The 24,807-nt window shown below is 47.2% G+C and carries 21 protein-coding genes; 11 read left to right on the top strand and 10 right to left on the bottom strand.

Translation table 11 applies throughout. The features are described from left to right. Nucleotides 1–21: 21 nt before the first annotated feature. The 4 genes from BTV99_RS06850 to BTV99_RS06835 all read right to left on the bottom strand — a co-directional run bounded on the left by BTV99_RS06850 (nt 22) and on the right by BTV99_RS06835 (nt 6,329). The gene (locus tag BTV99_RS06850) at nt 22–1,059 is read right to left on the bottom strand and encodes an ABC transporter substrate-binding protein (RefSeq protein WP_075101628.1); all 1,038 of its coding nucleotides are present in this window, start codon (nt 1,057–1,059) and stop codon (nt 22–24) included. A 108-nt stretch (nt 1,060–1,167) separates the two neighbouring features. Beyond that, the gene (locus BTV99_RS06845; protein WP_075101627.1) at nt 1,168–2,211 is read right to left on the bottom strand and encodes an ABC transporter substrate-binding protein; all 1,044 of its coding nucleotides are present in this window, start codon (nt 2,209–2,211) and stop codon (nt 1,168–1,170) included. 302 nt (nt 2,212–2,513) lie between these two features. After that, a complete protein-coding gene (gene metG / locus BTV99_RS06840; RefSeq protein WP_198411613.1) occupies nt 2,514–4,583 on the bottom strand; it encodes a methionine--tRNA ligase in 2,070 nt (689 codons plus the stop codon). 330 nt (nt 4,584–4,913) lie between these two features. Then, complete coding sequence (locus BTV99_RS06835) at nt 4,914–6,329, bottom strand: GntP family permease (protein WP_075101626.1); 1,416 nt, start codon at nt 6,327–6,329, stop codon at nt 4,914–4,916. Nucleotides 6,330–6,685: 356 nt separating this feature from the next. Between BTV99_RS06835 and BTV99_RS06830 the strand changes: the two genes are divergently transcribed. From BTV99_RS06830 to dcd, 8 genes are all read left to right on the top strand, one after another. Next, nucleotides 6,686–7,399 (top strand): CoA transferase subunit A, encoded by a 714-nt coding sequence (locus BTV99_RS06830; RefSeq protein ID WP_075101625.1) that lies wholly within the window; start codon nt 6,686–6,688, stop codon nt 7,397–7,399. A 175-nt stretch (nt 7,400–7,574) separates the two neighbouring features. After that, a complete protein-coding gene (locus BTV99_RS06825) occupies nt 7,575–8,204 on the top strand; it encodes a CoA transferase subunit B (protein ID WP_075101624.1) in 630 nt (209 codons plus the stop codon). Nucleotides 8,205–8,254: 50 nt separating this feature from the next. Then, nucleotides 8,255–9,055, top strand: a complete 801-nt coding sequence (locus BTV99_RS06820; RefSeq protein ID WP_075101623.1) for a 3-hydroxybutyrate dehydrogenase — start codon at nt 8,255–8,257, stop codon at nt 9,053–9,055. Nucleotides 9,056–9,314: 259 nt separating this feature from the next. Beyond that, nucleotides 9,315–10,667 carry a magnesium transporter gene (gene mgtE / locus BTV99_RS06815; RefSeq protein WP_075101622.1) on the top strand — a complete coding sequence of 451 codons (1,353 nt, stop codon included), beginning with the start codon at nt 9,315–9,317 and terminating at the stop codon, nt 10,665–10,667. 195 nt (nt 10,668–10,862) lie between these two features. Continuing rightward, nucleotides 10,863–12,095: an iron-sulfur cluster carrier protein ApbC gene (apbC, locus tag BTV99_RS06810; RefSeq protein ID WP_075101724.1), complete on the top strand. Its 1,233-nt coding sequence runs from the start codon at nt 10,863–10,865 to the stop codon at nt 12,093–12,095. A 94-nt stretch (nt 12,096–12,189) separates the two neighbouring features. Then, nucleotides 12,190–12,615: a hypothetical protein gene (locus BTV99_RS06805; protein ID WP_178377936.1), complete on the top strand. Its 426-nt coding sequence runs from the start codon at nt 12,190–12,192 to the stop codon at nt 12,613–12,615. Between the two features lie 23 nt (nt 12,616–12,638). Continuing rightward, nucleotides 12,639–13,760, top strand: coding sequence for a DUF2804 domain-containing protein (locus tag BTV99_RS06800; protein WP_075101620.1), 1,122 nt, complete (start codon nt 12,639–12,641; stop codon nt 13,758–13,760). A 276-nt stretch (nt 13,761–14,036) separates the two neighbouring features. Then, complete coding sequence (dcd, locus tag BTV99_RS06795) at nt 14,037–14,612, top strand: dCTP deaminase (protein WP_075101619.1); 576 nt, start codon at nt 14,037–14,039, stop codon at nt 14,610–14,612. A gap of 152 nt (nt 14,613–14,764) precedes the next feature. Here dcd and BTV99_RS06790 read toward each other — a convergent pair whose 3' ends face one another. The 6 genes from BTV99_RS06790 to BTV99_RS06765 all read right to left on the bottom strand — a co-directional run bounded on the left by BTV99_RS06790 (nt 14,765) and on the right by BTV99_RS06765 (nt 21,263). After that, nucleotides 14,765–15,190, bottom strand: a complete 426-nt coding sequence (locus BTV99_RS06790) for a ClpXP protease specificity-enhancing factor (protein WP_075101618.1) — start codon at nt 15,188–15,190, stop codon at nt 14,765–14,767. A 190-nt stretch (nt 15,191–15,380) separates the two neighbouring features. Then, nucleotides 15,381–15,995, bottom strand: coding sequence for a glutathione S-transferase N-terminal domain-containing protein (locus BTV99_RS06785; protein ID WP_075101617.1), 615 nt, complete (start codon nt 15,993–15,995; stop codon nt 15,381–15,383). A 329-nt stretch (nt 15,996–16,324) separates the two neighbouring features. Further along, complete coding sequence (locus tag BTV99_RS06780) at nt 16,325–17,041, bottom strand: cytochrome c1 (RefSeq protein ID WP_075101616.1); 717 nt, start codon at nt 17,039–17,041, stop codon at nt 16,325–16,327. Continuing rightward, nucleotides 17,041–18,261, bottom strand: a complete 1,221-nt coding sequence (locus BTV99_RS06775) for a cytochrome bc complex cytochrome b subunit (protein ID WP_372046596.1) — start codon at nt 18,259–18,261, stop codon at nt 17,041–17,043. Before BTV99_RS06775 ends, BTV99_RS06780 begins: the two co-directional genes overlap by 1 nt. 7 nt (nt 18,262–18,268) lie before the next feature. Then, on the bottom strand, nt 18,269–18,853 hold the full coding sequence (petA, locus tag BTV99_RS06770) for a ubiquinol-cytochrome c reductase iron-sulfur subunit (RefSeq protein ID WP_075101614.1): 585 nt from the start codon (nt 18,851–18,853) through the stop codon (nt 18,269–18,271). A 469-nt stretch (nt 18,854–19,322) separates the two neighbouring features. Beyond that, nucleotides 19,323–21,263, bottom strand: coding sequence for an ATP-binding cassette domain-containing protein (locus BTV99_RS06765; RefSeq protein WP_075101613.1), 1,941 nt, complete (start codon nt 21,261–21,263; stop codon nt 19,323–19,325). A gap of 240 nt (nt 21,264–21,503) precedes the next feature. Here BTV99_RS06765 and BTV99_RS06760 point away from each other — a divergent pair, with 240 nt between their 5' ends. The 3 genes from BTV99_RS06760 to BTV99_RS06750 all read left to right on the top strand — a co-directional run bounded on the left by BTV99_RS06760 (nt 21,504) and on the right by BTV99_RS06750 (nt 24,592). Beyond that, nucleotides 21,504–21,761 carry a SlyX family protein gene (locus BTV99_RS06760; RefSeq protein ID WP_100749766.1) on the top strand — a complete coding sequence of 86 codons (258 nt, stop codon included), beginning with the start codon at nt 21,504–21,506 and terminating at the stop codon, nt 21,759–21,761. A 168-nt stretch (nt 21,762–21,929) separates the two neighbouring features. Continuing rightward, on the top strand, nt 21,930–23,006 hold the full coding sequence (locus BTV99_RS06755) for an RNA-guided endonuclease TnpB family protein (protein WP_075101612.1): 1,077 nt from the start codon (nt 21,930–21,932) through the stop codon (nt 23,004–23,006). A 191-nt stretch (nt 23,007–23,197) separates the two neighbouring features. Further along, on the top strand, nt 23,198–24,592 hold the full coding sequence (locus tag BTV99_RS06750) for an outer membrane protein transport protein (RefSeq protein WP_075101611.1): 1,395 nt from the start codon (nt 23,198–23,200) through the stop codon (nt 24,590–24,592). The last annotated feature ends 215 nt before the right edge of the window (nt 24,593–24,807 follow it).

The raw sequence follows: 24,807 nt of genomic DNA, 5'->3' as shown, positions 1-24,807 counted from the left end.
GACGTCAAAGATAAAAGGCCGTTATTCTATCACTTCTTTGGCGTTATCGATAACCGCTTGTGACAAAGTAATGCCTTCTTCAGTCGCATGTTTTGGACTGACATACAAATCTAGCGCTTGCGGCGTATAGACAGGGATAGCGCCGGCTTTTTCACCATTTAAGATACGCACAACGATTTTGCCAGTTTCGCGGCCAAGATCGTAGTAGTTGACGCCCAACGCCGCCACCGCACCGCGCTCGACTGAGCTGGTGTCTGAGGCAATCAGTGGGATCTTACTTTCTTTGGCGATTTGGTATAGCGACTCATAAGCCGACACCACGTTGTTATCGGTTGAGGTGTAAATCATATCCACCTTACCCTCAAGACTGCGGGCGGCCATGGCGATGTCGTTACTACGCTGTGCTGGCGCTTCATGCACATTGATACCAAGTGGCGTCAGCTTTTCTTTTAGGTTTTTTAGGATGATGGTTGAGTTGACTTCACCTGGGCTATAGACGTAACCGACGTTTTTTAGGTCTGGGATGATCTGACGCATCAGCTCGATTTGCGGCTCATAGGGTAGCGCATCTGATGCGCCAGTGACGTTGGTGCCTGAGCCATCAAGTTTCGGTACTAGCTTGGCGGCGACAGGGTCAGTCACAGCCGAAAACACCATCGGAATGGTGCTGGTCGCTGCCGCAACAGACTGAGCGGATGGGGTGGCAATCGCGACGATAGCGTCTGGCTCATCCGCGACGAACTGCTTGGCGATCTGTCCGGCTGTTGCCGTATTGCCTTGTGCGCTTTGAAAGTTAACCGTTAGGTTTTCACCGTCTTTAAAACCTGCTTCATCGAGCTCGTCGATCACGCCTTTACGTACGTCATCTAAGGCAGGATGCTCGACAATGGCGGTAATGGCGACCGTTTTCATTTGCGTGGCGGTACTGTCTGTCGCACCGTCAGTACTGTTGGTGTCTTGGGCTGTCTGATTACAGCCAGTTAAGATCGCAGTACAAACGCTGCCTAATAACAGCGCCTTACTGAAGTTGAAATGACCAAAACGGTTTTGATAAAACATAGCTCTCACTCCTGAAAATAATAATGTGTCCGTACATTATTTAATAAATGGGTAAAGGATAACGTCAGTTGACTGTGTCATACAATTACTGCATCACACGCCCTATGACTACTGCGCAGTGGCTTGTGCTTTTTTGTCGATATTGATGGCGTTTTTTAGCAAATCCTCACTCAAGCTGACGCCTTGCTCAGCGGCATGCTTTGGACTGGCGTACAAGGTTAAGGTGTTCATGACCTCAGGCTTGATGGCACTCACGGTTTCACCATTTAGCACGCGATAGACCATCTTGCCTGTGGTACGACCAAAATCATAATCATTGACCCCAAGTGCGGCGGTCGCGCCGCGTCGTACGCTAAACTCGTCCGAGGCAATCACCGGAATATCCAGCTCGTTGGCTGCGCCTGCCATGGCTTCAAAGGCGGATACCACGTTGTTGTCAAGCGAGGTATAAATGACATCGGCACGACCTGAGAGGCTGCGCGTTGCCATGGCGACATCGGTTGGGCGATTGGCCGTGACATCTAAGATAGTAAGGCCATAATTTGGCGCGGCTTTTTTGAGCTGATCGAGCACCACCACAGAGTTGACTTCACCTGGGCTATAGACATAGCCGATGGTTTTGGCATCGGGGACGATTTTTTTGATATTGTCCAGTTGCGGCTCGATAGGCAGCTCACTTGATAGGCCAGTGACATTTGACTGGATAGGCACATCATTGGCATCGATGAGTTTCGCCGCCACAGGGTCTGAGATGGCGGTATAAATCACAGGGACGGTTTTGGTAGAGGCCACCACTGACTGTGCCGAGGGCGTCGATATGGCGACGATGGCATCAGGGTTGTCGCCGGCAAACTGTTTGGCGATTTGCCCTGCGGTGGCAGTATTACCCTGCGCACTTTGGAAGTTTACTGTGAGGTTTTGACCTTCGATGTAGCCATTATCAGCCAGCTCATCAATGATACCGCGGCGCATCTCATCTAGCGATGGATGTTCGACGATCTGGGTGATGGCCAAGGTCTTGGCAGGTTTGTCGGCATCAGTACCAGCGCTATCGGCGGCGGTGTCGGTGGCGTCTGAGCAGCCCAGTAGTCCAAGGGCCGCGCTCATGGCGGCACCATATAGGCTAAAGCGTAAAGTAGTAGCAAAGGTCATGTTATTCTGGCTCGTCGGTTAAAGAAGTGCAGGTTACCCGAGTCAATATTATGTACATGCTGAGATAACGGGCGAACATAAAAGTAATCAATCCATGATTATTACGTCCATATTATGACAGTAATGTAAGTTATCGCAATAAAAAATTAAGGCGAGTTCGTCATGAGTCATCTCGCCAAATATATTGACAATGGGGTTTCTCAGCTTTTATCGGCAAAAACGCAAAAAAGACGTCACTTGGACGTCTTTTTTGAAACAAAAAAATCATAAAGGTACAAAGAGCATGACGCTCAAAACCGACTTTACGCTAACGTATCGCCAATCACGCAGTCATCTGGCAAGGTGACGACCGTAAGCCCTGTCTTTGGATGACCGGTTGAGAGTACCATGCCTTCTGAGACACCAAACTTCATCTTGCGCGGCGCCAGATTGGTGACGCAGATCACCTTTTTATCCAATAACTGCTCAGGCTCATAAAATTTACGAATACCGCTAAACACATTGCGCGGAGACTCTTCGCCGACATCTAGGGTAAATTGCAATAGTTTGTCCGCGCCTTCGACATGGTTGCACGCGACCACGTGCGCCACTTTCATCTCAACCTTGGCAAAATCCTCGATACCGATATAGTCGTCTGACTCGCTTGCGTTGTCTGCGGCAGAAGCCGGCTGATCAACCGCTGGCGTCTCACTCTGGGTTAGCGATGCTTTGGAGTCTTCAATCATGGCGGTGACGTCTTTTTCTTCGATACGCTGCATGAGTGGCTTGAATTTATTGATTTTATGACCCAGTAGCCACTCATTGCGGCTGGCAAAGCTTAAGTCTTCAATATTCAAAAACGTTTTGGCATTGGCGGTCAGCTCAGGCAATACTGGCGCCAAATAAACCATGAGCTGACGGAAGATGTTGATCGCCACCGAGCAGACGTCTTGCACCTCTTGTTCAGTACCTTCTTGCTTGGCAAGTGACCATGGTTTTTTGCCATCGATATATTCGTTGGCCTTGTCCGCACACTGCATGATAAGGCGCATGGCACGGGAGAACTCGCGGTTTTCATAAGCGGCGGCAATCTCATCGCCCGTTTTGGTGATGTCTTCTAATAACTCAGGCTCAGCGCAGGCCTCTGAGAGCATCCCGTCGTATTTTTTGACGATAAAACCGGCGCTGCGACTGGCGATATTGACCACTTTACCCACCAAGTCAGAGTTGACCTTTTGCATAAAGTCTTCTAAATCAAGGTTGATGTCCTCGACCTTGTCCGACAGCTTGCTGGCGAAGTAATAACGCAAATACTCTGGGTGCAAGTGCTCGGCATAAGTCTCAGCTTTGATAAAGGTGCCGCGTGACTTACTCATTTTTTCGCCATTGACCATTAAGAAACCATGGGCAAAAACGCCCGTTGGCGTGCGGAATTCACTACCGGCTAGCATGGCAGGCCAAAATAGCGCATGGAAATACACGATGTCTTTACCGATGAAGTGATACACCTCGGTTTTATGCTCATTTTCCTGTGCCCAGTAGCGGTCAAAGTCCAATTCGTTTTCGGTTCCCTCTCGCTTATCACAGAGGTTTTTAAAGCTGGCCATGTAGCCCACTGGTGCATCGAGCCATACATAAAAGTATTTGTCTGGCTCATCGCTTGGCGTATCAGGTATCTGAAAACCAAAATACGGCGCATCGCGCGAGATGTCCCAACTGGTGAGACCCGCTTCAAACCATTCTTGCAGCTTATTGGCGACCGAGACTTGCAAACGCTCATCACTGCGGGTCCAGTCTTTTAAAAACTGCTCAAATTCTGGCAAATCAAAGAAATAATGCTTTGAGGTTTTGAGTACCGGCGTGGCATCCGACAACGTCGAATAAGGGTTTTTTAGCTCGGTGGCATCATAGGTGGTGCCGCAGACTTCACAGTTATCACCATATTGGTCTGGGCTAGCGCATTCTGGGCACTCTCCCTTGACAAATCGATCGGCCAAAAACAATTGTTTTTCGGGGTCAAACAATTGCTCGACATCCTTTGTGCTGATGTGGCCGGCGTTATTTAGACGACGATAAATCAGCTCAGAAAACTGTTTGTTTTCTTCTGAGTGGGTGCTGTGGTAGTTGTCAAATTCAATCAAAAACTTCGCAAAGTCTGCTTCGTGTGAGGCTTTGACCGAGGCGATTTGCTCTTCTGGCGTGACGCCATTGGCTTCTGCTTTGAGCATGATGGCTGTACCGTGCGCGTCATCGGCACAGACATAAGTGACCTGATGGCCTTGCGCCTTCATGGCACGTACCCAGATGTCTGTCTGAATGTATTCTACAAGGTGCCCCAAATGGATGTAGCCATTGGCGTAGGGCAGCGCACTGGTTACTAAAATCTCACGCACTTTTATCACCTATATTTTTGTATAAATGGGTTGATTATCAAACGTCACACGCTGTTTATAAAGGTATGATGATGACGTTATCAAGGCTAAAAACTTCTAAAATAAGCAAAAGTCTAAAAAGTGTGCCTATGATACCGTAATTCGGCCAAATTTGTGATATTCCTTAGTAATTAACGCTAAGTGATGGCTGAATCTTTATAAAAAACCAGCATCGCTTTGACATAAAAAACCCACCGAGCGCAGGCTAAGTGGGTGGTATTCGTGGTTATCATCAATCGAAAATAAAACGACTGTAGAGTGAGGTGCGCTAAGGCTAGGCGAGCGGTGCGATCAAAAAGAACCAAACATCGTCCCTAAGATGATGATAGCGACCACTGCGACCAGCGGAATCACGATGGTGACCATGGCTAGGTTGAGATACGACTGCTTATGAGTCAAGCCACAAATCGCCAGCAAGGTGATGACCGCGCCACTGTGCGGCAAGGTATCCAGACCGCCTGCTGCCATGACCGCCACACGGTGCATCAGCTCAGGGTCGATACCAGCATTGACTGCCATTCTAAGATAGTCTTCACCCAAGGTTGAGAGAGCGATACTCAAGCCACCAGACGAGGAGCCAGTGATACCTGCCAAGGTCGTCATCGCCACCGCTTCTGAAATCAAAGGATTGTCAGGGTTTAGGTTTAAGATGCTATCACGAATGATAAGAAAGCCTGCGAGTGAGGCAATCACCGCGCCGTAACCCACTTCCGACGCCGTGTTAAAAATCGGCAACATCGAGTCGTAAGTACCACGGTTGATGGTTTTTTGTAGATTATTCCAATGACCGATACGCAGCACAATTAAAACCGTACAAGCAACGACCAATGAGATGATAATTGACCAAAGGCCAAGCGAGCCTGCGATATTGAGATCAGGGAACTGCGCTTGTAAGGCGCTAAATTCCATTGACGGAAAGATGAAATAGGTCAGAACGGCGTTTAGAGCAATAACCAATACCAATGGAATCATAGCGACGGTAAATGAGGTGTGGTGCGTACTGAGGGTTTCGGTTTCTTTTTTAACCGCACCAACACCGCCCACATCTGTTTCGTCATGCTGACCATAGCCTTCACCTGCGGCATTGGCTTTTTTGGCGCGTGTCTGTAGCCATAGCCAGCCGCAGACAAACATAATGGTACCGCCGATGATACCCAGTATCGGTGCGGCAAAAACATTGGTATTGTAGTATGGGATTGGGATGGCGTTTTGAATGGCTGGCGTGCCTGGTAGCGCTGTCATGGTAAAGGTAAAGGAGCCAAGCGCAATCGCCGCTGGAATCAAGCGCTTGGGTACATCTGCAGCCTTAAATAAATCCTTGGCGATTGGATAAATGGCAAAGGCCACAACAAACAACGACACACCGCCGTAGGTCAAGATAGCGCAGACTAAGATGACGGCGAGAATGGCTTTGCTGGCACCGAGTTTTTCGACCACAGTATTGGCGATCGCTGTCGCCGCGCCTGAGTCTGCCATCAAGCGCCCAAATAGCGCACCTAGCAAAAATATGGGGAAAAACTTAAGCAAAAACCCACTTAACGCGCCCATAAACACATCGGTATAAGCCGGAATACTGCTAAGAAAGTCGCCCGACAGTAATACGGCCAGCGTCGCCATAATCGGTGCTAATATCAGCACTGAATAACCGCGATAAGCAAAGAACATCAATAATAATAATGTAATGACAATAGCAAATGTGCTAAACATAATCGCCCTCCTTGGCAAAGTTCAATCAGCGAGTATGCAGGGCATGTTTATCGGGGTCAATAAAATTAATCAAAATATGTGATTTTTGATTTTTTATCAAACATTAATCTAGAATAATATGATATTGACTTACCTCATACCCCGCCACTGTGCTGTCTCGTTCGTTCTTAGTGTTATTGTCTTCTCGCTACGAGATTTATATGTTAAGTTAGCATAAGTATTTGATATATGATATATCGATATAAAGTGTATTAATATAAATTTAAAACAGTCAATACGCTATTGATTGGCACAGTAAATAAATCATGATAGATAATGGACGTTAATAACAAAAACAGACTTGCAAGGAGATAAGCATGAGTCGCTCAAAAGTATACAGTAGTGCCGAAGAGGCGCTAAAAGGTGTGGTAAGTGATGGACAAACACTTGCTATCGGCGGTTTTGGTCTGTGCGGTATTCCTGAAGCGTTAATCGAAGCGCTACGTGATAGCGGTGTCAAAGATTTGACTTGTATCAGTAATAACGCCGGTGTCGATGACTTTGGCTTAGGATTACTACTACAAACCCGTCAAATTAAGAAAATGATTTCGTCTTACGTCGGTGAAAACAAAGAGTTTGAGCGTCAATACTTGGCCGGCGAGTTAGAGGTTGAGCTGACGCCGCAAGGCACCTTGGCCGAAAAACTGCGCTCAGGCGGTGCAGGCATTCCTGCATTTTATACCGCCACAGGCGTTGGTACGTTGGTCGCTGAAGGCAAAGAAACCCGTGAGTTTGACGGCCGTACGTATGTGCTAGAGCATTCACTGCGCGCCGATGTGGCATTGATTAAAGCGCAAAAAGCAGATAAGGCAGGCAATTTAATCTTTAATAAGACCGCTCGTAACTTCAACCCAGATTGCGCGATGGCAGGCAAAGTGACCATCGTCGAGGTCGAAGAAATCGTCGAGACAGGCGCTCTTGACCCTGATGACGTGCATCTACCTGGTATCTTTGTGCAGCGTATTGTCTTAAATAATAACCCCGAAAAACGTATCGAAAAAACCACCACGAAAGCCGCTGAGAGTGCTTAGTTAGTGGTTTTATCCGAACCTTTCAAAGATGACGTTAATAATAGAATATTGTAATACCACTTCTAAAAATTGAGCAGCAAGTAAGATAACTCTAAGTGCTACATTTTGTAGACTAAGCGAGTTTGATGCCGCTAATCATATTTCTTGGAGTGATTATAAAAATAAGGAAATCACCATGGCATGGACAAGAGAGCAGATGGCACAGCGTGCCGCACAAGAGTTGCAAGACGGCTATTATGTAAATTTGGGCATCGGACTACCGACCCTCGTGGCCAACTACATTCCTGATGATGTGGATGTTTGGCTACAGTCTGAAAATGGCTTATTAGGTATTGGCGAGTTTCCAACGGCGGAGAATGTCGATGCCGATTTAATTAATGCAGGCAAGCAAACGGTGACCGCAGAGCCGGGGGCCAGTTATTTTAGTAGCTCAGAGTCGTTTGCCATGATTCGTGGCGGTCATGTCAATCTGGCAATATTAGGCGCGATGGAAGTGTCAGAAAAAGGGGATTTGGCCAACTGGATGATTCCCAAAAAAATGGTCAAAGGCATGGGCGGGGCGATGGATTTGGTCGCAGGCGTACAGCGCGTGATTGTACTGATGGAGCAAGTCAACAAACACGGCGACCCAAAAATCCTTGCAGAATGCGCGCTACCCTTGACGGGCAAAGGCGTGGTCGATCGTATTATCACCGAGCTTGCAGTGTTAGACGTCACCCATGATGGCCTAAAGCTGGTGGAATTGGCAGAGGGTGTCAGCTTTGAGGAGCTACAAGAAAAAACGCCAGTGAGCATTGTGCAATAACGGCGGCCAACAAAGACTGAAAACAGCCAACTGATAAAGGATGATCGCATATGGCGACCCAATTACAACAAGATTTGACAGGCAAAGTGGCCTTAGTCACAGGCGCTGCAAGCGGTATCGGACGCGATATCGCCGAAACCTATGCCAAGGCAGGCGCTGCGGTTGGTATTGCTGATATCAATCTGGCCGCCGCCCAGCAAACGGTTGATGCCATCGAGTCAGCTGGTGGCCGTGCGCTGGCAATCGCCATGGATGTCACCGCAGAGCAAGCGGTGGGTGAGGGCGTGCAGCAGCTGGTAGATACGTTTGGTAGTATCGATATTCTCGTCTCCAATGCCGGTATTCAAATCATTGATCCTATCGATAAGATGGCGTTTGCGGACTGGAAAAAAATGCTCGCCATTCATTTGGATGGGGCGTTTTTGACCACCAAAGCGGCCACGCAGCACATGTATAAAGATGACAAAGGCGGTACGATCATCTATATGGGTTCGGTGCACTCGCACGAAGCATCGCTATATAAAGCGCCGTATGTCACTGCCAAACATGGACTCCTAGGGCTGTGCCGTGTGTTGGCAAAAGAAGGCGCGCCTCATAATGTCCGCGCGCATGTGATCTGCCCTGGGTTTGTCAAAACCCCACTGGTCGAAAAACAAATCCCCGAACAAGCCGCCGAAAAAGGCATCAGTGAAGAGTCAGTGGTGAATGACATTATGCTGGTCAATACCGTCGATAAAGCGTTCACCACAGTCGATGATATTGCCCAGCTGGCTTTGTTTTTAGCGGCATTCCCAAGCAATGTCTTTACTGGGCAATCCATCGTCGCCAGCCATGGTTGGTTTATGAATTAATAAAATCCAAACTGAGCCAGTCGCGGGTTTATGGCGCTTTTATATAAATTGATACCATCCATGTTTGTTTGTGGTATCAACTTTGGCAACACTGACCGTGATTGTGATTTGCTGGCTATTTGAGGCGTTTGACCATCATCAGCTTGCTAATAAAAGACCAATCCATTAGGATTTGATTTTATGTTGACTTGAGCCAATTGTATTGGCTCTTTTTTATGAGCGCCTGTTGCCTGACTTCGCGCTGCACGGAGTGACAATGATGAATGAGAAAGATTTTGCAGAAACGTTTGCAGCCAAGTTAAGCGACGCTGTCGCACAGCAGCAAATTGATCAGTCGGTACAGCAGTTGCAAGACCTGCGACCTATCGATAGCGCTGACGTACTGGCATTAATGACGCCTACGCTTGCGTGGCCATTACTACAGCGTCTGCCCAATCGTGCGACAGTGTTTGCCTACTTAGCGCCTGATATTCAGGTTGCCATGGCGCAGGTGTTCCCGCGGGCAAGCCTAGCAAAGATTGTCGGCGAGATGCCCGCTGATGAGCGTACCGATTTATATAAGCGTCTCAATCAAGCGCAGCGTGATGCCCTGCTGCCAGCGTTGGCACAGGCAGAGCGCGAAGATATTCGCAGACTCTCCGCCTATGAAGAGCGTACCGCTGGGGCGCTGATGACCTCAGACTATGCGACCTTGAGCGCTCAGATGAGTGTCGCTGAGGCATTGGCCGCGCTACGCTTAGAGGCGCCGGATGCTGAGACCATTTATCATGCTTATGTCATCGATGCGGCGCGCAAGCTGTTGGGCGTGGTGTCCTTACGTGTATTGATTTTGGCATCGCCTGAGCAGCGTATCGCCGATCTGATGATGAGTAGTGTGGTGTCGTGTAATGTCCATGATGACCAAGAGGACGTCGCCAAAACCATCGCGCGTTATGATTTGATCGCCTTGCCCATTACCGATGACAGTGGCGCTCTGGTTGGGATCGTCACTCATGATGATGCGATCGATGTGGTCAATGATGAAGCCACCGACGATTTTCATAAGTCGGGTGGTGTCTCGACCATGGTCGGTAAGCTAAAAGATGTCAGTATCCGTATGCTCTACCGCAAACGGGTGTTTTGGCTGGTGTTTTTGGTGTTTGGTAACTTGCTATCTGGTTTGAGTATTGCAAATTTTGAAGAGGTGATTGCCGCCAATTTAGTGCTGGTGTTTTTTTTGCCGCTATTGGTCGATAGTGGTGGTAACGCCGGCTCGCAGTCTGCAACCTTGATGGTACGGGCGTTGGCCACGGGCGATGTGGTGATGCGCGATTGGTTTTCCTTGCTTGGCCGAGAGGCTTTGGTGGCATTGATGCTCGGTGCGACTATGGCGGTGGCGATCTCTATCATCGGTTATATTCGTGGTGATGCCGTGGTGTCGCTGGTGCTGGCGCTTAGCATGATGTCGGTGGTGATGATTGGTTGTGTGATCGGCATGAGCTTACCATTTGTGCTGAACAAATTAGGCTTTGACCCTGCCGCCGCCAGTGCGCCTTTAATTACTTCAGTGTGTGATGCATCGGGGGTGCTGATCTATTTATTTATCGCCTCGAAGTTTTTGGCGATTGGTTGATTTGGTTTTTGCCATAGGTATCGTCGGCGCGCGTGTTCCCACTGGCATTGTGGTTTTTTTATAGCGTCAATTGAGCTACACTGTCGGATAATAAGGGTAGACAAAAAGCTGATGATGTATTATTGACCAGCGCGACGACGGTATTGCTCGAGTTGTCCTACCGGCCCACTTGCAAAATAGGTAGTCATGATAGCCATGTTTAATTTTATGAAAAAAAAGCCCAAAGCCGAAACACCGCAGCAGCGCGCCGAGCGTGATAGCGCGGTCGATAAAGTCTTGCTCGGCTATGAAGTCGGCACCGTTAGCATCGCCACGATGGTGACGGGACTTGAGCGCGACGGGCAAGTGCTCACTTTAGATTTGCGCTTACCCAAAGACAGTAACCCTGAACAGATACAACAGGAGCTGGGGCAACTGCTGCATCCGCATGGTATCAGAACCATTCATATGAATGTGCGCCTACCAGCCGATGCTAAAGGCGCCGGTGCAAGCTTGCCCAAAGCGCCGCCCAAATCGATGCCAAAGACGACAGATGCCATGGCCACTCACGCCAAACCTGCTACCCAAGCAGACCAAGAACCGACAAGCAGCGAGCCGCCGATTACTAAGGCTGCGCCGACGCAAGCATCGCTGGCAGCGCACCCACGTATTCGTCATATCATTGTGGTGGCCTCAGGCAAAGGCGGCGTCGGCAAATCAACGACGACAGTCAATATTGCTTTGGCATTACAAAAGCTTGGCAACCGTGTGGGCGTGCTAGATGCCGATATCTACGGCCCTAGTATGCCAACGATGCTGGGTGTGGCGGATATCAAGCCTGAGCTAGAAAACGAGCAGTTTGTGCCTGTCGAGGCGCACAGTATGGCCATGCTATCGATAGGTAGCTTGCTCGATAGTGACAACACTCCTGTCGCGTGGCGCGGCCCCAAGGCCACGGGCGCCCTGATGCAGCTATACAATCAAACCAACTGGCCACAATTGGACTATTTGGTGATTGATATGCCACCAGGTACAGGTGATATTCAGCTGACATTGGCGCAGCGTATTCCTGTCACAGGGGCGGTGATTGTGACAACACCGCAGCATGTGGCCTTGATGGATGCGCAAAAGGGCGTTGAGATGTTTCATAAAACCAATATCCCCGTACTGGGTGTGGTGGAAAACATGGCCTTGCATACTTGTAGTAACTGCAACCATACCGAGGCCATCTTTGGCAGCGGCGGCGGCGAGTTTATCGCAGAGCAGTATCAGGTGCCGCTACTAGGCCAGCTGCCACTTGCCAGTGGTATCCGCGCCCAAGTGGACAAAGGGGTGCCAAGCGTTTTGGCTGACGATGAGTTTGCCTCTTATTATTTGAGCATTGCCAAAAACATCGAAGCCAACATTGCAAAATTTGCCAAACCAGTCGATGATAAGCGGATTTTTTGATAGGTTTTGCGCGCTACTCGAATAATAGCAAGATAACCTAAGCGTATTTTTCCATTTTTTCCATAAAGAACGTGGTTTACAGCAAGGAAGTATGGTGAGCGTATCGATTTATCGGCGTTATTTGGACGATATTCCCAAGCAGTATGTGTTATTAAAATTGTTGCGCCCGCCGATATATGTGATCGAGCTTTCAAACAATCAAATAATTGCCGTTTGCTATAACAAAGATGGTAGTAGCAAACGGTATCAAATCAACGCCGAATTTAGCAATCGCCGCATGGTGATCGCTGACTTCAATAAGTTTTCAGCAGTGTTGGCTGAGTTATTAAAAAAATTTCCTCGGCACTTTTTATGGACGAGCGCGATAGCCGCTACCGATGTGGCACAAACGCTGACAGATGGTTTGACCGATATAGAGATTAAGGTGATAAGAGAAGCCATTTGGGTGTCTGCAAGACAAGCAAAAAGAAGCGTCATAAGCACCACCGTTGGCTACCAGGGACGGGTAGTCTCACGATAAAATTTGGCTAGGATGCCGTAAACATGAACCAAAACCCCAGCCCTAACGCACAAAATCAGCCGCACTCATCTGTGAGTGCAAGACCAGTTATTGAACAGCTTATCCAAGAGGGACAGCCCTCTTTTGGGGTGTTTACGCAAGTCAAAAGCATCAATTATCTTGACTACCACAGTCATCTGATCTCGCAAAAGACGCTGCCAAACTGGCGAAAAGACCTCAAAGCCAATCAATTTTGCTTTATCCAAATTATCCAGCCGCCTTATCGCATCTGTTTGGCACTGGCGACCATCAAGCTTGCTACCAGTGCCTTTGTCTATCTTTATAACGATGAGACTGATGAGCTAGAGGTTTGTGAAGCTTTGCAGCCTTTGACGCGGCAGACGCAGCTAATAGGTGATTGCTATCAAGGGCGAATGGCATTTACCCATAATAAGCTGACCGTAACGTTGGATTTTACGCCTTCACAAATCGCAGTAGCATTGGATAGTAAACACATTACGCTTGATGCGACGCTACAGCGGCAAGCGCAGCCACTTGCGATCTGTACCCCAACGGGCAGGCGCGGCTGGACATACACGCAAAAAGAGCCACTGACAGCAATCATGGGACACATGCGTATCAAAGAAGCGTCAATACTTAATATCGCTGCGGTTACGGCTGGCAGCCAAACCAAGCAAATAGACTTTGATGCGTCTGCAATTGCCAATCTAGATTGGACGCTGGGCTATATGCGCCGCGAGACCAATTGGTTTTGGACATGTATCAATCACTATTTGCCCGATGGTCGCCATTTTTTATTAAACTTATCGATGGGTGTCAATGAAACGGGTATGAGCGAAAATGCCTGCTGGCTAGATGGGCAGATACATTATCTACCGCCTGTGATGTTTGTACGTAAGGACTTGCAGGCAGTTGTGCCAAGTACTTGGCGTGTTTATCATCAAAACCTTGGCTGGAGCAATGTCGATATTGATTTGACCTTTACGCCCATGACTGTCTATCAAAAAACCGATAACTTTGGCGTGGTGGCCAGTATTTTCGAGCAATGGCTTGGCTGGTATAGTGGAGAGATACGGCTGGGCGATACCGCCATCAGGCTCGATCATGTCATGGGATTGGCAGAAGACCATTTTGCCAAATGGTAGCCTAGAGGTCTTGCCTGCTTTTTATAAAGTTACTCGGTTGACTCGGGTGTTAAAAGTTTGGTTGTCAAGTAGTTTGGGTGTTAAGGGTTTGGCTGTTAAATGGTTTGCATGATAAATAGTGACAGCTCTATAAATTCAGCGCTCAATTCCGTATAATCACCGCTACCAATATACGAAGCGTGTCTCTTAGAGGGTGACAATCATGATAGCCTCTGGGTCATTGATGCGCTATCGTCAGCGCCCAACCCCTATATTATTATTTGCTAAGGAACAAAAATGTCTATCAAATCTGACCGCTGGATTCGCAAAATGGCCGAAGAACATGGCATGATTGAGCCATTTGAGGCGGGTCAAGTACGTTTCAACGATGCAGGCGAGCGTTTGGTCAGCTACGGCACATCAAGCTACGGATACGATGTACGCTGTGCCCCTGAGTTTAAAGTTTTTACCAATGTACACTCTGTGGTGGTCGATCCCAAAAACTTCGATGATAAAAGCTTTATCGATATTGTTGGTGATGAGTGCATCATTCCGCCCAACTCATTTGCGCTGGCGCGTACCGTTGAGTACTTTCGCATACCGCGCGATGTCCTGACTATTTGTCTTGGTAAGTCTACTTATGCACGCTGCGGCATCATCGTCAACGTCACGCCACTTGAGCCTGAATGGGAAGGGCACGTGACACTTGAGTTTAGTAATACCACCAATCTACCTGCGCGTATTTATGCGGGTGAAGGGGTTGCACAGATGCTGTTTTTCCAAAGCGATAGCGATGATGTATGTGAAACCAGCTATAAAGACCGCGGCGGCAAGTACCAAGGCCAACGCGGTGTCACGCTACCAAGAACGTAATTGGCAGCCGCTCAATTATCGCTGTTTGGCGATAGCTTAGGTCTTTAGCCTTATAGAGTAAAGTTATAGAGTGTTAAATAAGCAAAAAGCCAGTCATATGAACCATGACTGGCTTTTTTCGTGGGCTAAAACCAAGGTGTTGGAGATTTCTGTTACTTTAAGACTTTTAGACCCGCTTTGTTATCGCGTTTGGGTTTAGGCTTGTCAACCTTGGCCGTCGTGTGCTGCTCTTCTGGCACATAATTATCATACTCGTTTGGATCAAAAAACATGCCTTGCGAGTTTTCTTTGGCATAGATACCCATCACCGCCGTCAATGGCACCCAAATCTCTTGTGAGACGCCACCAAAACGAGCGCTGAACTGGATATAGTCATTGTCTATACGCATATTGCCTGTCGCACGGCTGGCAATATTGAGCACAATACGACCATCTTGCACATGTTCAGTTGGTACCTGGACGTTTTTGGCCGTCGCATCGACCATCAGATAGGGCGTCAGCGCATTGTCCTCTATCCATTGATAAAGGGCGCGTACCATATAAGGACGAGTTGGAGTGAGAGAAGTGGTATCGCTCATCTAATGATTTCCTATATTAAATATGGGGTATGAGATAAACGGTCATCTATGACAACAGTCTACTATTTTAAATAATACATTGTTTACAACAGACAAGTATGGCGGGACTGATTTTTGCGTCGTCACTGTCTGTTTGGTTTTTATTGTTTTTACATTTTTTATTTTAAGACAGACATCGAGCGTTGTCTAATTAGCGCACGCTTCTTTGAAAGCTCTCACGCTCAAAGATACGCTGCTGGTAGTCCAATAAAGGCCGACTGATCGCACGCGGTAGCGCTATGCCCATGTCTTCTAGTCGCCACAGTAAAGGCGCTAACAACACGTCACACCAGCCAAAGTCATCTGCCATAAAATAAGGCTTATGCGCAAACAAAGGCGCAAGCGTGATTAAAGAATCACTGAGCTGTTTTTTGGCAATGACAGCTTTCGCTTTATGAAAACTATCAGGATGTGTCAGTAGCTGCTTGCCGAGCACCAGCCAATCATGCTGGATGCGCCATGCCAATTGGCGAAACTGTGCGCGCTCTTGCGGGGCTTCAGGGAGCAGCTTATTGGTATGGTAGCGCTCTTCTAAGTATTCAAAAATCACGTTGATTTCATAAAGGGCAATATCACGCTGCTGCAACACAGGCAGGGTATGATAGGGGTTTAGCTCAGTCAAGTCCTCGGGGCGCTCAGAGTGCAAACGTGACAAATAATAGTCGAGCTTTTTTTCTTCAAGTAATAGGCGCACCACATGACTGTCGTAGCCGTCATCAGCATATAAGATTAGCTGACTACTTGGAATGTCGTTTGCATCAATCATGAAAGCTCAATGTTCATAGTAAAGGATGTCATCGTAAACAAAGTAGAGCCGATTATCAAGCCAGCGTACGTAAACGCGATGGATGAGTGCCATATGGATAGGTGTTTGTCCTATTATCAGTCTCTATTATCTACGCTATCCTCGATTCGATATAAAAACGTTTCATTGAGCGACTTGATAGCCATGTATCTGATTTACTTGGATCAAACTATATAGTAACACGTACAAAATACGGTGCGGCAAAATGAAAAAAGGCACTACCAGAGTAGTGCCTTTTTGTGTCTATTATGACCAAGTTTTTATAGCGATAGGCTATGTTTATGATTCTATTATTTTACGTCTTTCCAGAACTCTTTATTGAGTAAGTAAACTGGGATCAGTAATACTAACAAGAATAAAATTACAAAGAAGCCAATCACTTGACGGTCATGACGGACAGGCTCTGCCATCCACGCCATAAAGTTGACCAAGTCACCAACTTCAGATTCAAACTCTTCAGCACTAAGCTCTTCTTGCATGTTATGCAATACGTGCGGCATGGCCGCGTTTGCCAGTACTAAGTTGTTTGAGCCCCAAGGACGGCTTGGATCTTCATAAAATGACAATAGATAAGTATAAACCCAGTCATCACCGCGTAGTCTGGTTTCAAGCGATAAGTCTGGTGGCGCCGCCCCAAACCATGCTGCTTGGACATCAGGGTCAATCTCCGCTGTGATATGGTCACCGATTTGATCGGTGGTGACCATTAGGTATTTTTCGACCAGCTCAGGTGGAATATCCAAGTCTTTGGCGATGCGCGAATGACGGACGTACTGTGCAGAGTGACAACCAGCACAGTAGTTCATAAAGATTTTTGCACCGTTTTGTAGCGAGCCTTTATTGGTAAAGTCAATGGGGGCTTCACTACAAGCCAAATGTTCTACCACGCCGTCGGCATTGGTGAAAGTACCACATCCGCCGCCGCCTGCTGCCAGCGCACTACCAGCAGTCAAACTCAATGCCGCGCCTAAGCCTAGACCAGCTAGGGATTTGATTAGCGTGCTCATTAGTGACCTCCGGTAACGCGTTCTGGTGGCTGTTTACACTTCTCGATTGCAGTGTAAAACGGCATCAACAAGAAGAACAAGAAATACAGAATGGTGAATATACGTGACATGATCGTCGCAGTTGGCGTTGCAGGTGTTGCACCCAAGTAGCCTAGTACTACAAAACTAATAGCAAAGACAGTTAGTGCAATCTTAGACAAGATACCTTTGTAGCGTATTGAGCGTACAGGTGATCTGTCGAGCCATGGTATCAAGAATAGTACAGCAATGGCTGCACCCATGGCGATGACCCCGCCCAGCTTACTTGGAACCGCACGCAAGATGGCATAGAACGGTGTGTAGTACCATACTGGCGCGATATGCTCTGGTGTTTTTAGAGAGTTCGCTGCTTCAAAGTTAGGTGGCTCAAGGAAGAAGCCGCCGCCCTCAGGGAAGAAGAACACCACCGCAAAGAAACAGATAAAGAACACTACGATACCCACCATATCATGCACAGTGTAGTATGGATGGAATTCGATACCGTCTAATGGTACGCCGTTTTTGTCTTTTAGCTTCTTAATATCGATACCATCAGGGTTGTTAGAGCCCACATGGTGCAATGCGACAATGTGCATAAAGACCAAGCCCACAAGGACCAATGGGATAGCGACAACGTGTAGCGCAAAGAAGCGGTTTAGGGTGATACCTGAGATGATATAGTCACCACGTACCCACTCAGCAAGACCGTCACCAATCACCGGCAGCGCCGCAGGAAGGTTTAAGATGACCTGAGCACCCCAAAATGACATGTTGCCCCAAGGGAGTAGGTATCCAAAGAAACCTTCGGCCATAAGAGCCAAATAGATGCCCATACCGATGAGCCAAATAAGCTCACGAGGTTTCTGATATGAGCCGTATAGCAGTGCTCTAAACATATGCAAATACACCACGACGAAGAACGCTGAGGCGCCAGTCGAGTGCATATAACGGATGAGCCAACCGCCTTTAACATCACGCATGATGTATTCTACAGACGCAAATGCGCCCTCGGCACTAGGGTTGTACATCATCGTCAACCAAATACCGGTCACCAACTGGTTGACCAATACGATCATTGACAATACGCCAAAGAAGTACCAAAAGTTAAAGTTCTTTGGTGCATAGTACTTTGACATGTGGTATTCATAGGTTTCAGTCGCTGGGAAACGCGCGTCTACCCAATGCATTAACTTTTTACCCATACTCATATTAAGCCTCCCCAACCGTCAAGATGGTACCGTCCATGCTATATTCTGGAACAGGTAAATTCAGCGGTGCAGGAACGCCACTATAAACACGGCCTGCTAAGTCATATTTTGATCCGTGACAGGGGCAAAAAAAGCCGCCGTACCAGTCGTTACCACCCAAATCGGTCGCGCCCACATCAGGACGGTAGTTCGGTGCACAGCCTAAATGCGTACACACGCCTTCGACCACCAAGACCTCTGGTGTTAAAGAACGCTCTGGGTTTTGGCAATACTCTGGTTGTAACGATGCCTCTGAATTAGGGTCAGATAGTAATGGCTTAACTGACTCAAGCGTGCTCAACATGTCTTCGGTACGTTTTACCACAAAGATCGGTTTACCGCGATATTTGACGACAATCATCTGTCCCGCTTCAATAGAGCTGATATCTTGGGTGACTGCAGCCCCTGCAGCCTCAGCTTTAGCGCTTGGGTACCAAGAGCGGACAAAAGGTGTTGCCACAGCAGCTACCCCAGCTGCACCAATTGCGGCAGTTGAGGCAATAAGAACTCTACGGCGTTGTACGTTAACGCCTTCGGCTTGGCTCATTAATACTTCCTCCAGGTGAATGAAATGGGATTATCCCACACTGGGTTTGTGGCTTAGAAAATATACAATATCAAGCCACTTTAGCTGTGCCTAATTTTGCTAATTGTTGCTATTCTAAGCTATTTCGGTGATAAAATAAATTATTGCGTTAAAAATAAAGCAACTTTGAGAGAACACAGTATAAGGTTGAACACGGTAACCCATACAAAAAAGCTGGATTATCAACGTCTAACATCCGTTTTGTTTCGATAAAGGGCGCAAAGGCGCTTCAAAGGTTTTGCAAACGATGGTCACGTGATGACCTTATAATCAATAAGGATATTCAGCAATAGCGAATGATACTTGAAATTTAGGCAATGTTCACTAACTTTCAGTACTTAAGCGTTAAGTCTCTCATTGTCAATCAAAAATCACCACTTTAGCGACGAAAGCGGTGATTTTTTATTATCCTAAACGCGTCTCTAGGCGATTAGCCTTCAAGCTCACTCCAGCGTTCAAGCTTGCTCATCATCTCCTCTTCGATGACCAACAAGCGCTCACTGGCGGCCGTCGCGGCATCAAAGTCGGTGGTAAACCATGAGCCATCAGCCAGCTTGTCTTCTAGCGTTTTTTGTTCGGCTTCTAGCGCCGCGATTTCTTTGGGTAAGCTATCTAGCTCGCGCTGCTCATTGAAGTTGAGCTTTTTGGCGGCTTTATTTGGCTTTCCAGCGTCAGCTTTATTGGCTGATTTTGACGTTTTAGTATTGCTAACGGGTGCTTTTGCGGCGCGCGCGGCTTCCTCGCGGTTTTTTTGTATCAAGTACTCTTGATAACCGCCGACATACTCTTTGACGATGCCATTGCCATTTTCATCCGTGTCAAATACCCAAGTGGAAGTGACCACATTGTCCATAAATGAGCGGTCATGACTGATCAGCAAGATGGTACCGTTAAAGCTGCTGACCGACTCTTCTAATAGCTCAAGGGTGGCCATATCCAAATCGTTGGTCGGCTCATCAAGGACTAATATGTTGGCAGGTTTTAATAATTGCTTGGCAAGTAATACGCGGTTGCGCTCACCACCTGATAAGGCCTTGACAGGTGTCCGCGCGCGCTCCGGCGCAAATAAGAAGTCCTGCAAATAGCTCATGATATGGGTTTTTCGGCCGCCCACTTCGACAAAGTCCGAGCCCTCTGAGACGTTTTGTGCGACGCTTGCCTCAAGGTCGAGCTGATCGCGCAGCTGATCAAAAAAGGCAATTTGCAAATTGGTGCCAAGCGTGACGCTGCCGGTCTTGGTGACCTCGTCATCCGACATATCGAGTAGGGCTTTGATTAACGTGGTTTTGCCTGCGCCGTTAGGGCCGACAATTCCAATCTTATCACCGCGCATGACCATGGTGCTAAAGTCATTGACGAGTACATTGCCATCATATTCAAGATGTAGGTTTTTGACTTTACAGACCATCTTGCCGCTTTTTTCGCCTTCACCCATGGTGATGTTGACGTTGCCGACTTGCTCGCGGCGGCTTTTTCGCTCTTCGCGCAGAGCTTTTAGCTCGCGTACGCGGCCTTCGTTACGGGTACGACGGGCTTTGATGCCTTGACGAATCCACACTTCTTCTTGCGCCAGTTTTTTATCAAAATTGGCATTGTTTTTTTCCTCAGCAAGTAGCTGCTGCTCTTTTAGCTCTTGATAACGAGCGTAGCCTTTGGCACCTTGGGTGACGTCATAGCTGGTCAATTGGCCACGGTCAAGCTCTACAATACGAGTCGCAAGTTTATCAACGAATGCTCTATCGTGGGTGACAAACAGTAGAGTTAGACCTTGCCAATCAAGCAAGAAGCGCTCTAACCACTCAATACTATCAACGTCTAAATGGTTGGTTGGCTCATCTAATAACAATACGTCAGGTTTGGTGACCAGCGCACGCGCGAGCAAAACGCGGCGCTTACGGCCTCCAGATAGCGAGGAGAGGTCGTCCTCTGGGTCAAGCCCCATGGTGGTGATTAGACGGGTGGCATCGCGCTCTAAGTCCCAGCCATGGACGGCGTCGATATCATGCTGCAAGGTCGCCATGTGCTCGCAAGCGTCCATGTCGCCATTGGCGCACATCTCCACTTGCTTATTATAATTGATCAGCAGCTCAGCTGTGCGGCGGCTACCGCCCATGACGATATCAAGTATGCGTCCGCTCGACTCGGGGACGTCTTGCTCGAGCATCGCAACGCGCATGCTACTATTGGTGATAATCTCACCACTATCTGGCTGCAGCGAGCCATTGATCAGTTTAAATAAAGTAGATTTACCTTCGCCATTGCGGCCGATTAAGCACACACGCTCGCCTGCATTGATGGAAAAATCAATACCATCGAGAATGGGAGCGACGCCAAAGGCTAAGTGAATGTCTTTTAGATGTATCAGTGCCATAGAGTATCTTAAGCTTATATAATAGTGAGGTAGGGGTTGTTGCAAAATTGCCAGCAGTATAACATGCCACCGCATCACTGTAGTGCGCGTAAGTGGTTTTATCAACACTATTTATTACTTTGCATAGTGGCTGCGATTTAATGCCTGTCATCAAGGGTGACTGGTTATTATTGACGCTGCTGCAAATATGCTGCCGCCGAGTCTATTTGACCTTCTATTTACCATTATTTAGAGAACAACATGAATCAATTCAAAGATAAAGAGGACAGGTTTGGTATGCAAGATGACTTGCAAGCCCAAGTAATCGATTTACAAACGAGCCTAGCGCATCTTGAGGTCACTGTCGAAAGGTTAAATGACGTCATTACGCGACAAGATAAGGATATTCATACATTGCAGCGTCAGTTACAGCTCATTTATAAGCAAATAGACAGTCAAGCTACTGAAGTGGGTATTGCACCATTTGATGTGATGGCAGATAGACCGCCACATTACTGATTTCTAAACCAATATCTGATGCAGGACTGGATGTTTTTTGTTTGACTGTTTTATCATCCAGCGCCGTAAAACCACGTCCTTCTAGGGCGTGAATATCAGGCGTCAGTTGTTGTCGTACAATATTGTGAACCCCTTGATACCCAACTGTATTAATATCATAATGATTCCATGAAAACGCTCAAGCTACGCATCAAAGACAAACACGCCACTCAGCTCAATATCTTGGCTGGGGCGGTTAACTTTGTCTGGAATTATGTTAATGAGCTAAGTTTTAAACATCTTAAACGCACAGGCAGATTCTTTTCAGCTTATGATTTGGCCGCTTATACCAAAGGCAGTGGCGAGTATTTAAACTTGCACAGCCAAACCCTACAAGCCATCTCTGAAACCCATGCCAAGGCTCGTAAACAATTCAAAAAAGCCAAACTCAACTGGCGCACCAACAACCCAAAGGCCAAGAGAAGAAGTTTGGGCTGGATTCCCTTTAAAAAGACCGCGATTAAGCATATCAGTACGCGCCAAAGCGGTAAAAAGTCTTTAAAAAGCACCCTGCAATTTAGCTTAGCTGACCTTCAAAAGCTCACAATAGACCTATGGGATAGCTATAATCTCTCGCTCTACAACATCAACACTTGCGAATTGGTACAAGACAATCGGGGCCATTGGTATGCCTGTATCACCGTTAAAGAGTTTCCAAAAACAGTTTGTGGCACTGGCCAAGTCGGTATTGATTTAGGCTGCAAGGATTCAGCGGTCAGTAGTGATGGTGATCAGTTACAAACCAAAGTCACCCATCAATACGCCGAAAAACTGGTCACCGCCCAAAGAGCTAAAAACAAAAAGTGGGTTAAGGCGATTCACGCCAAGATCAAAAATACCCGTCAAGACTTAATCCATAAATTCACATCAAAGCTTGTTAAAGCCAACAGCCTAATCGTTGTTGGTAAAATCAAATCAACATCATTCACTTCATCCAAACTGGCCAAATCCGTCTATGACGCAGGTTGGTTTGAAATAAAGCGGCAATTGGATTATAAATGCGCGAACGCAGGTTGCCACTATATCGAAGTCAATGAAGCGTACACCACCCAAACCTGCTCGTGTTGCGGCTCTCGCCAAGACAGTCCGAAAGGTAGATCAGGGCTTGGTATAAGAGCATGGTTTTGTCGTTCTTGTAAAACGACCCATAACAGAGATGTTAATGGAGCAAAAAACATTCTCGCGGTCGGGCTTGGCCGTCTTTAGTAGGAATCCCCTCACTTTAGGGAGGGGAGGAAGTCAATAGATGAAGATACTGTTCAGTCATAAACAAGAAATAATGTGTTTTTGTAGTTGTTTTCGTGTGCCAAAATCTTTACTATCTTCACCCTCGGATGCTGCTTACCCATAAAAGTCGGGTTAAGTAGTGAAACAATGCGGATGTTTGGAGATATACAATGCGCGCAACTTTTCATTTAAAAACTCTCACAGTAGCTGTTGCTGCTCTATCTGTCGCTAGCGTTGCTAGTGCTGCTGGTCTTGATCGTTCAGGTCAAGACATCACCGCATTTCTACAAGATGGCACTTATGCCGAATCTGTTTATACTTATATCGATGCTGATGTGAGTGGTCAAGATTCATCAGGCAACAAAATTGACGACATTGCAGAAGATTACGACTTTTTCCGTTACGGCGTAAAAACAGATATCAATGACACCTTTAGTCTCGGTGTCTTATATGATGAGCCATTTGGCGCCGCAGCCGACTATATTGGTAAAAATGACTTCATTACCAATACTGATGCCGATGCTATCATCCAAGATTTTATAGACAACCCTAATGTTACCGAAGATTATGTTGATGATGTGTTGATACCGCAGTTGCAAGGCGCGCTCGCGCCAGGTAACCCAGGCGGTTTGACAGCTGAGCAACTAAAAGAGGCACAGGCTCAGCTAATCGGTCTAGAAGCCGCTAAAGGTCTAGCAGCAGTTGCAGGCGAAGAGACACAAGTTGAAGTACGTACCGAAAGTATCACGGGTATTCTTGGAATGAAGTTTGGTCAAAACAAAGAGTTCCAAGCATATGGTGGTCCCGTTGCTCAGCGTGTAAGAGCGGACGTGAAGCTGCGTGGCGATGCATACAGCTCAGCAAAAGGCTATACCACGCATATTAGCAATGACCAAGACTATGGTTGGATTGCTGGTATGGCATATAGCAAGCCTGAGATTGCGCTAAAAGCGGCGTTGACATATCGCTCTGAGATCAAGCATAGCGCAAAAGCGTTTGAGTCTTTCCCTTTGGCCACCGCTGCTGGTGCCACTGTCGGCGTTCCACTATCAACGACTAGACATGCTGATATCGAAATTAACACACCAGAGTCAGTTAACTTTGATTTCCAAACGGGTATCAATCCAACCACATTAGCCACTGCTAAAGTGCGCTGGGTACCGTGGAGCGACTTTGCTATCGTACCGTCGTTATACAACGATGTGAGTAAAGTTGCTACGCAAGATGATAAAGGCTTGGCATTAGTAAGCTATGATAAAGACCAGTGGCAGGTAGAGTTAGGTCTTGCCAAACGTCTAGCGCCAAAGTTTGCCGTTAGTGGTACTGTTGGTTGGGACAGTGGCGCTGGCAACCCTGTCACTTCACTAGGCCCAATTGATGGCTATTATAGTGTCGGCCTAGGTGGTAAATACGACATCACAGAAAACTGGGCAGTGTCTGCAGGTGGTAAATACCTACGGTTCGGCGATGCTGATGGTCAAATTCCATCAAAGCAAGTCGTCAGCAAATTTGAAGACAACGATGGTTTTGCGCTGGGTGTGAAGTTGTCTTATCAAGCAAAATAAGCACTAAATCAGTTTAATTTTAAACTGAGATAAATACTAAAAAAGCGATCCATTATGGGTCGCTTTTTTTTGGCAAAAACAAATAATATGGTCAGCCTTACTGGTGAATAAACATATGATTCTTTTATTTAGAGTCGACCATAGATGAGATTTTTGCTTAATCAAAATGTCAAATAGCTAGTTAATACTTATCAGTCAGTGAACGATTGTTTTAA

The sequence above is a fragment of the Psychrobacter sp. Rd 27.2 genome, from assembly GCF_001921755.1.
GTDB lineage: Bacteria > Pseudomonadota > Gammaproteobacteria > Pseudomonadales > Moraxellaceae > Psychrobacter > Psychrobacter celer.
This window is presented reverse-complemented; position numbering and strand designations above follow the sequence as displayed.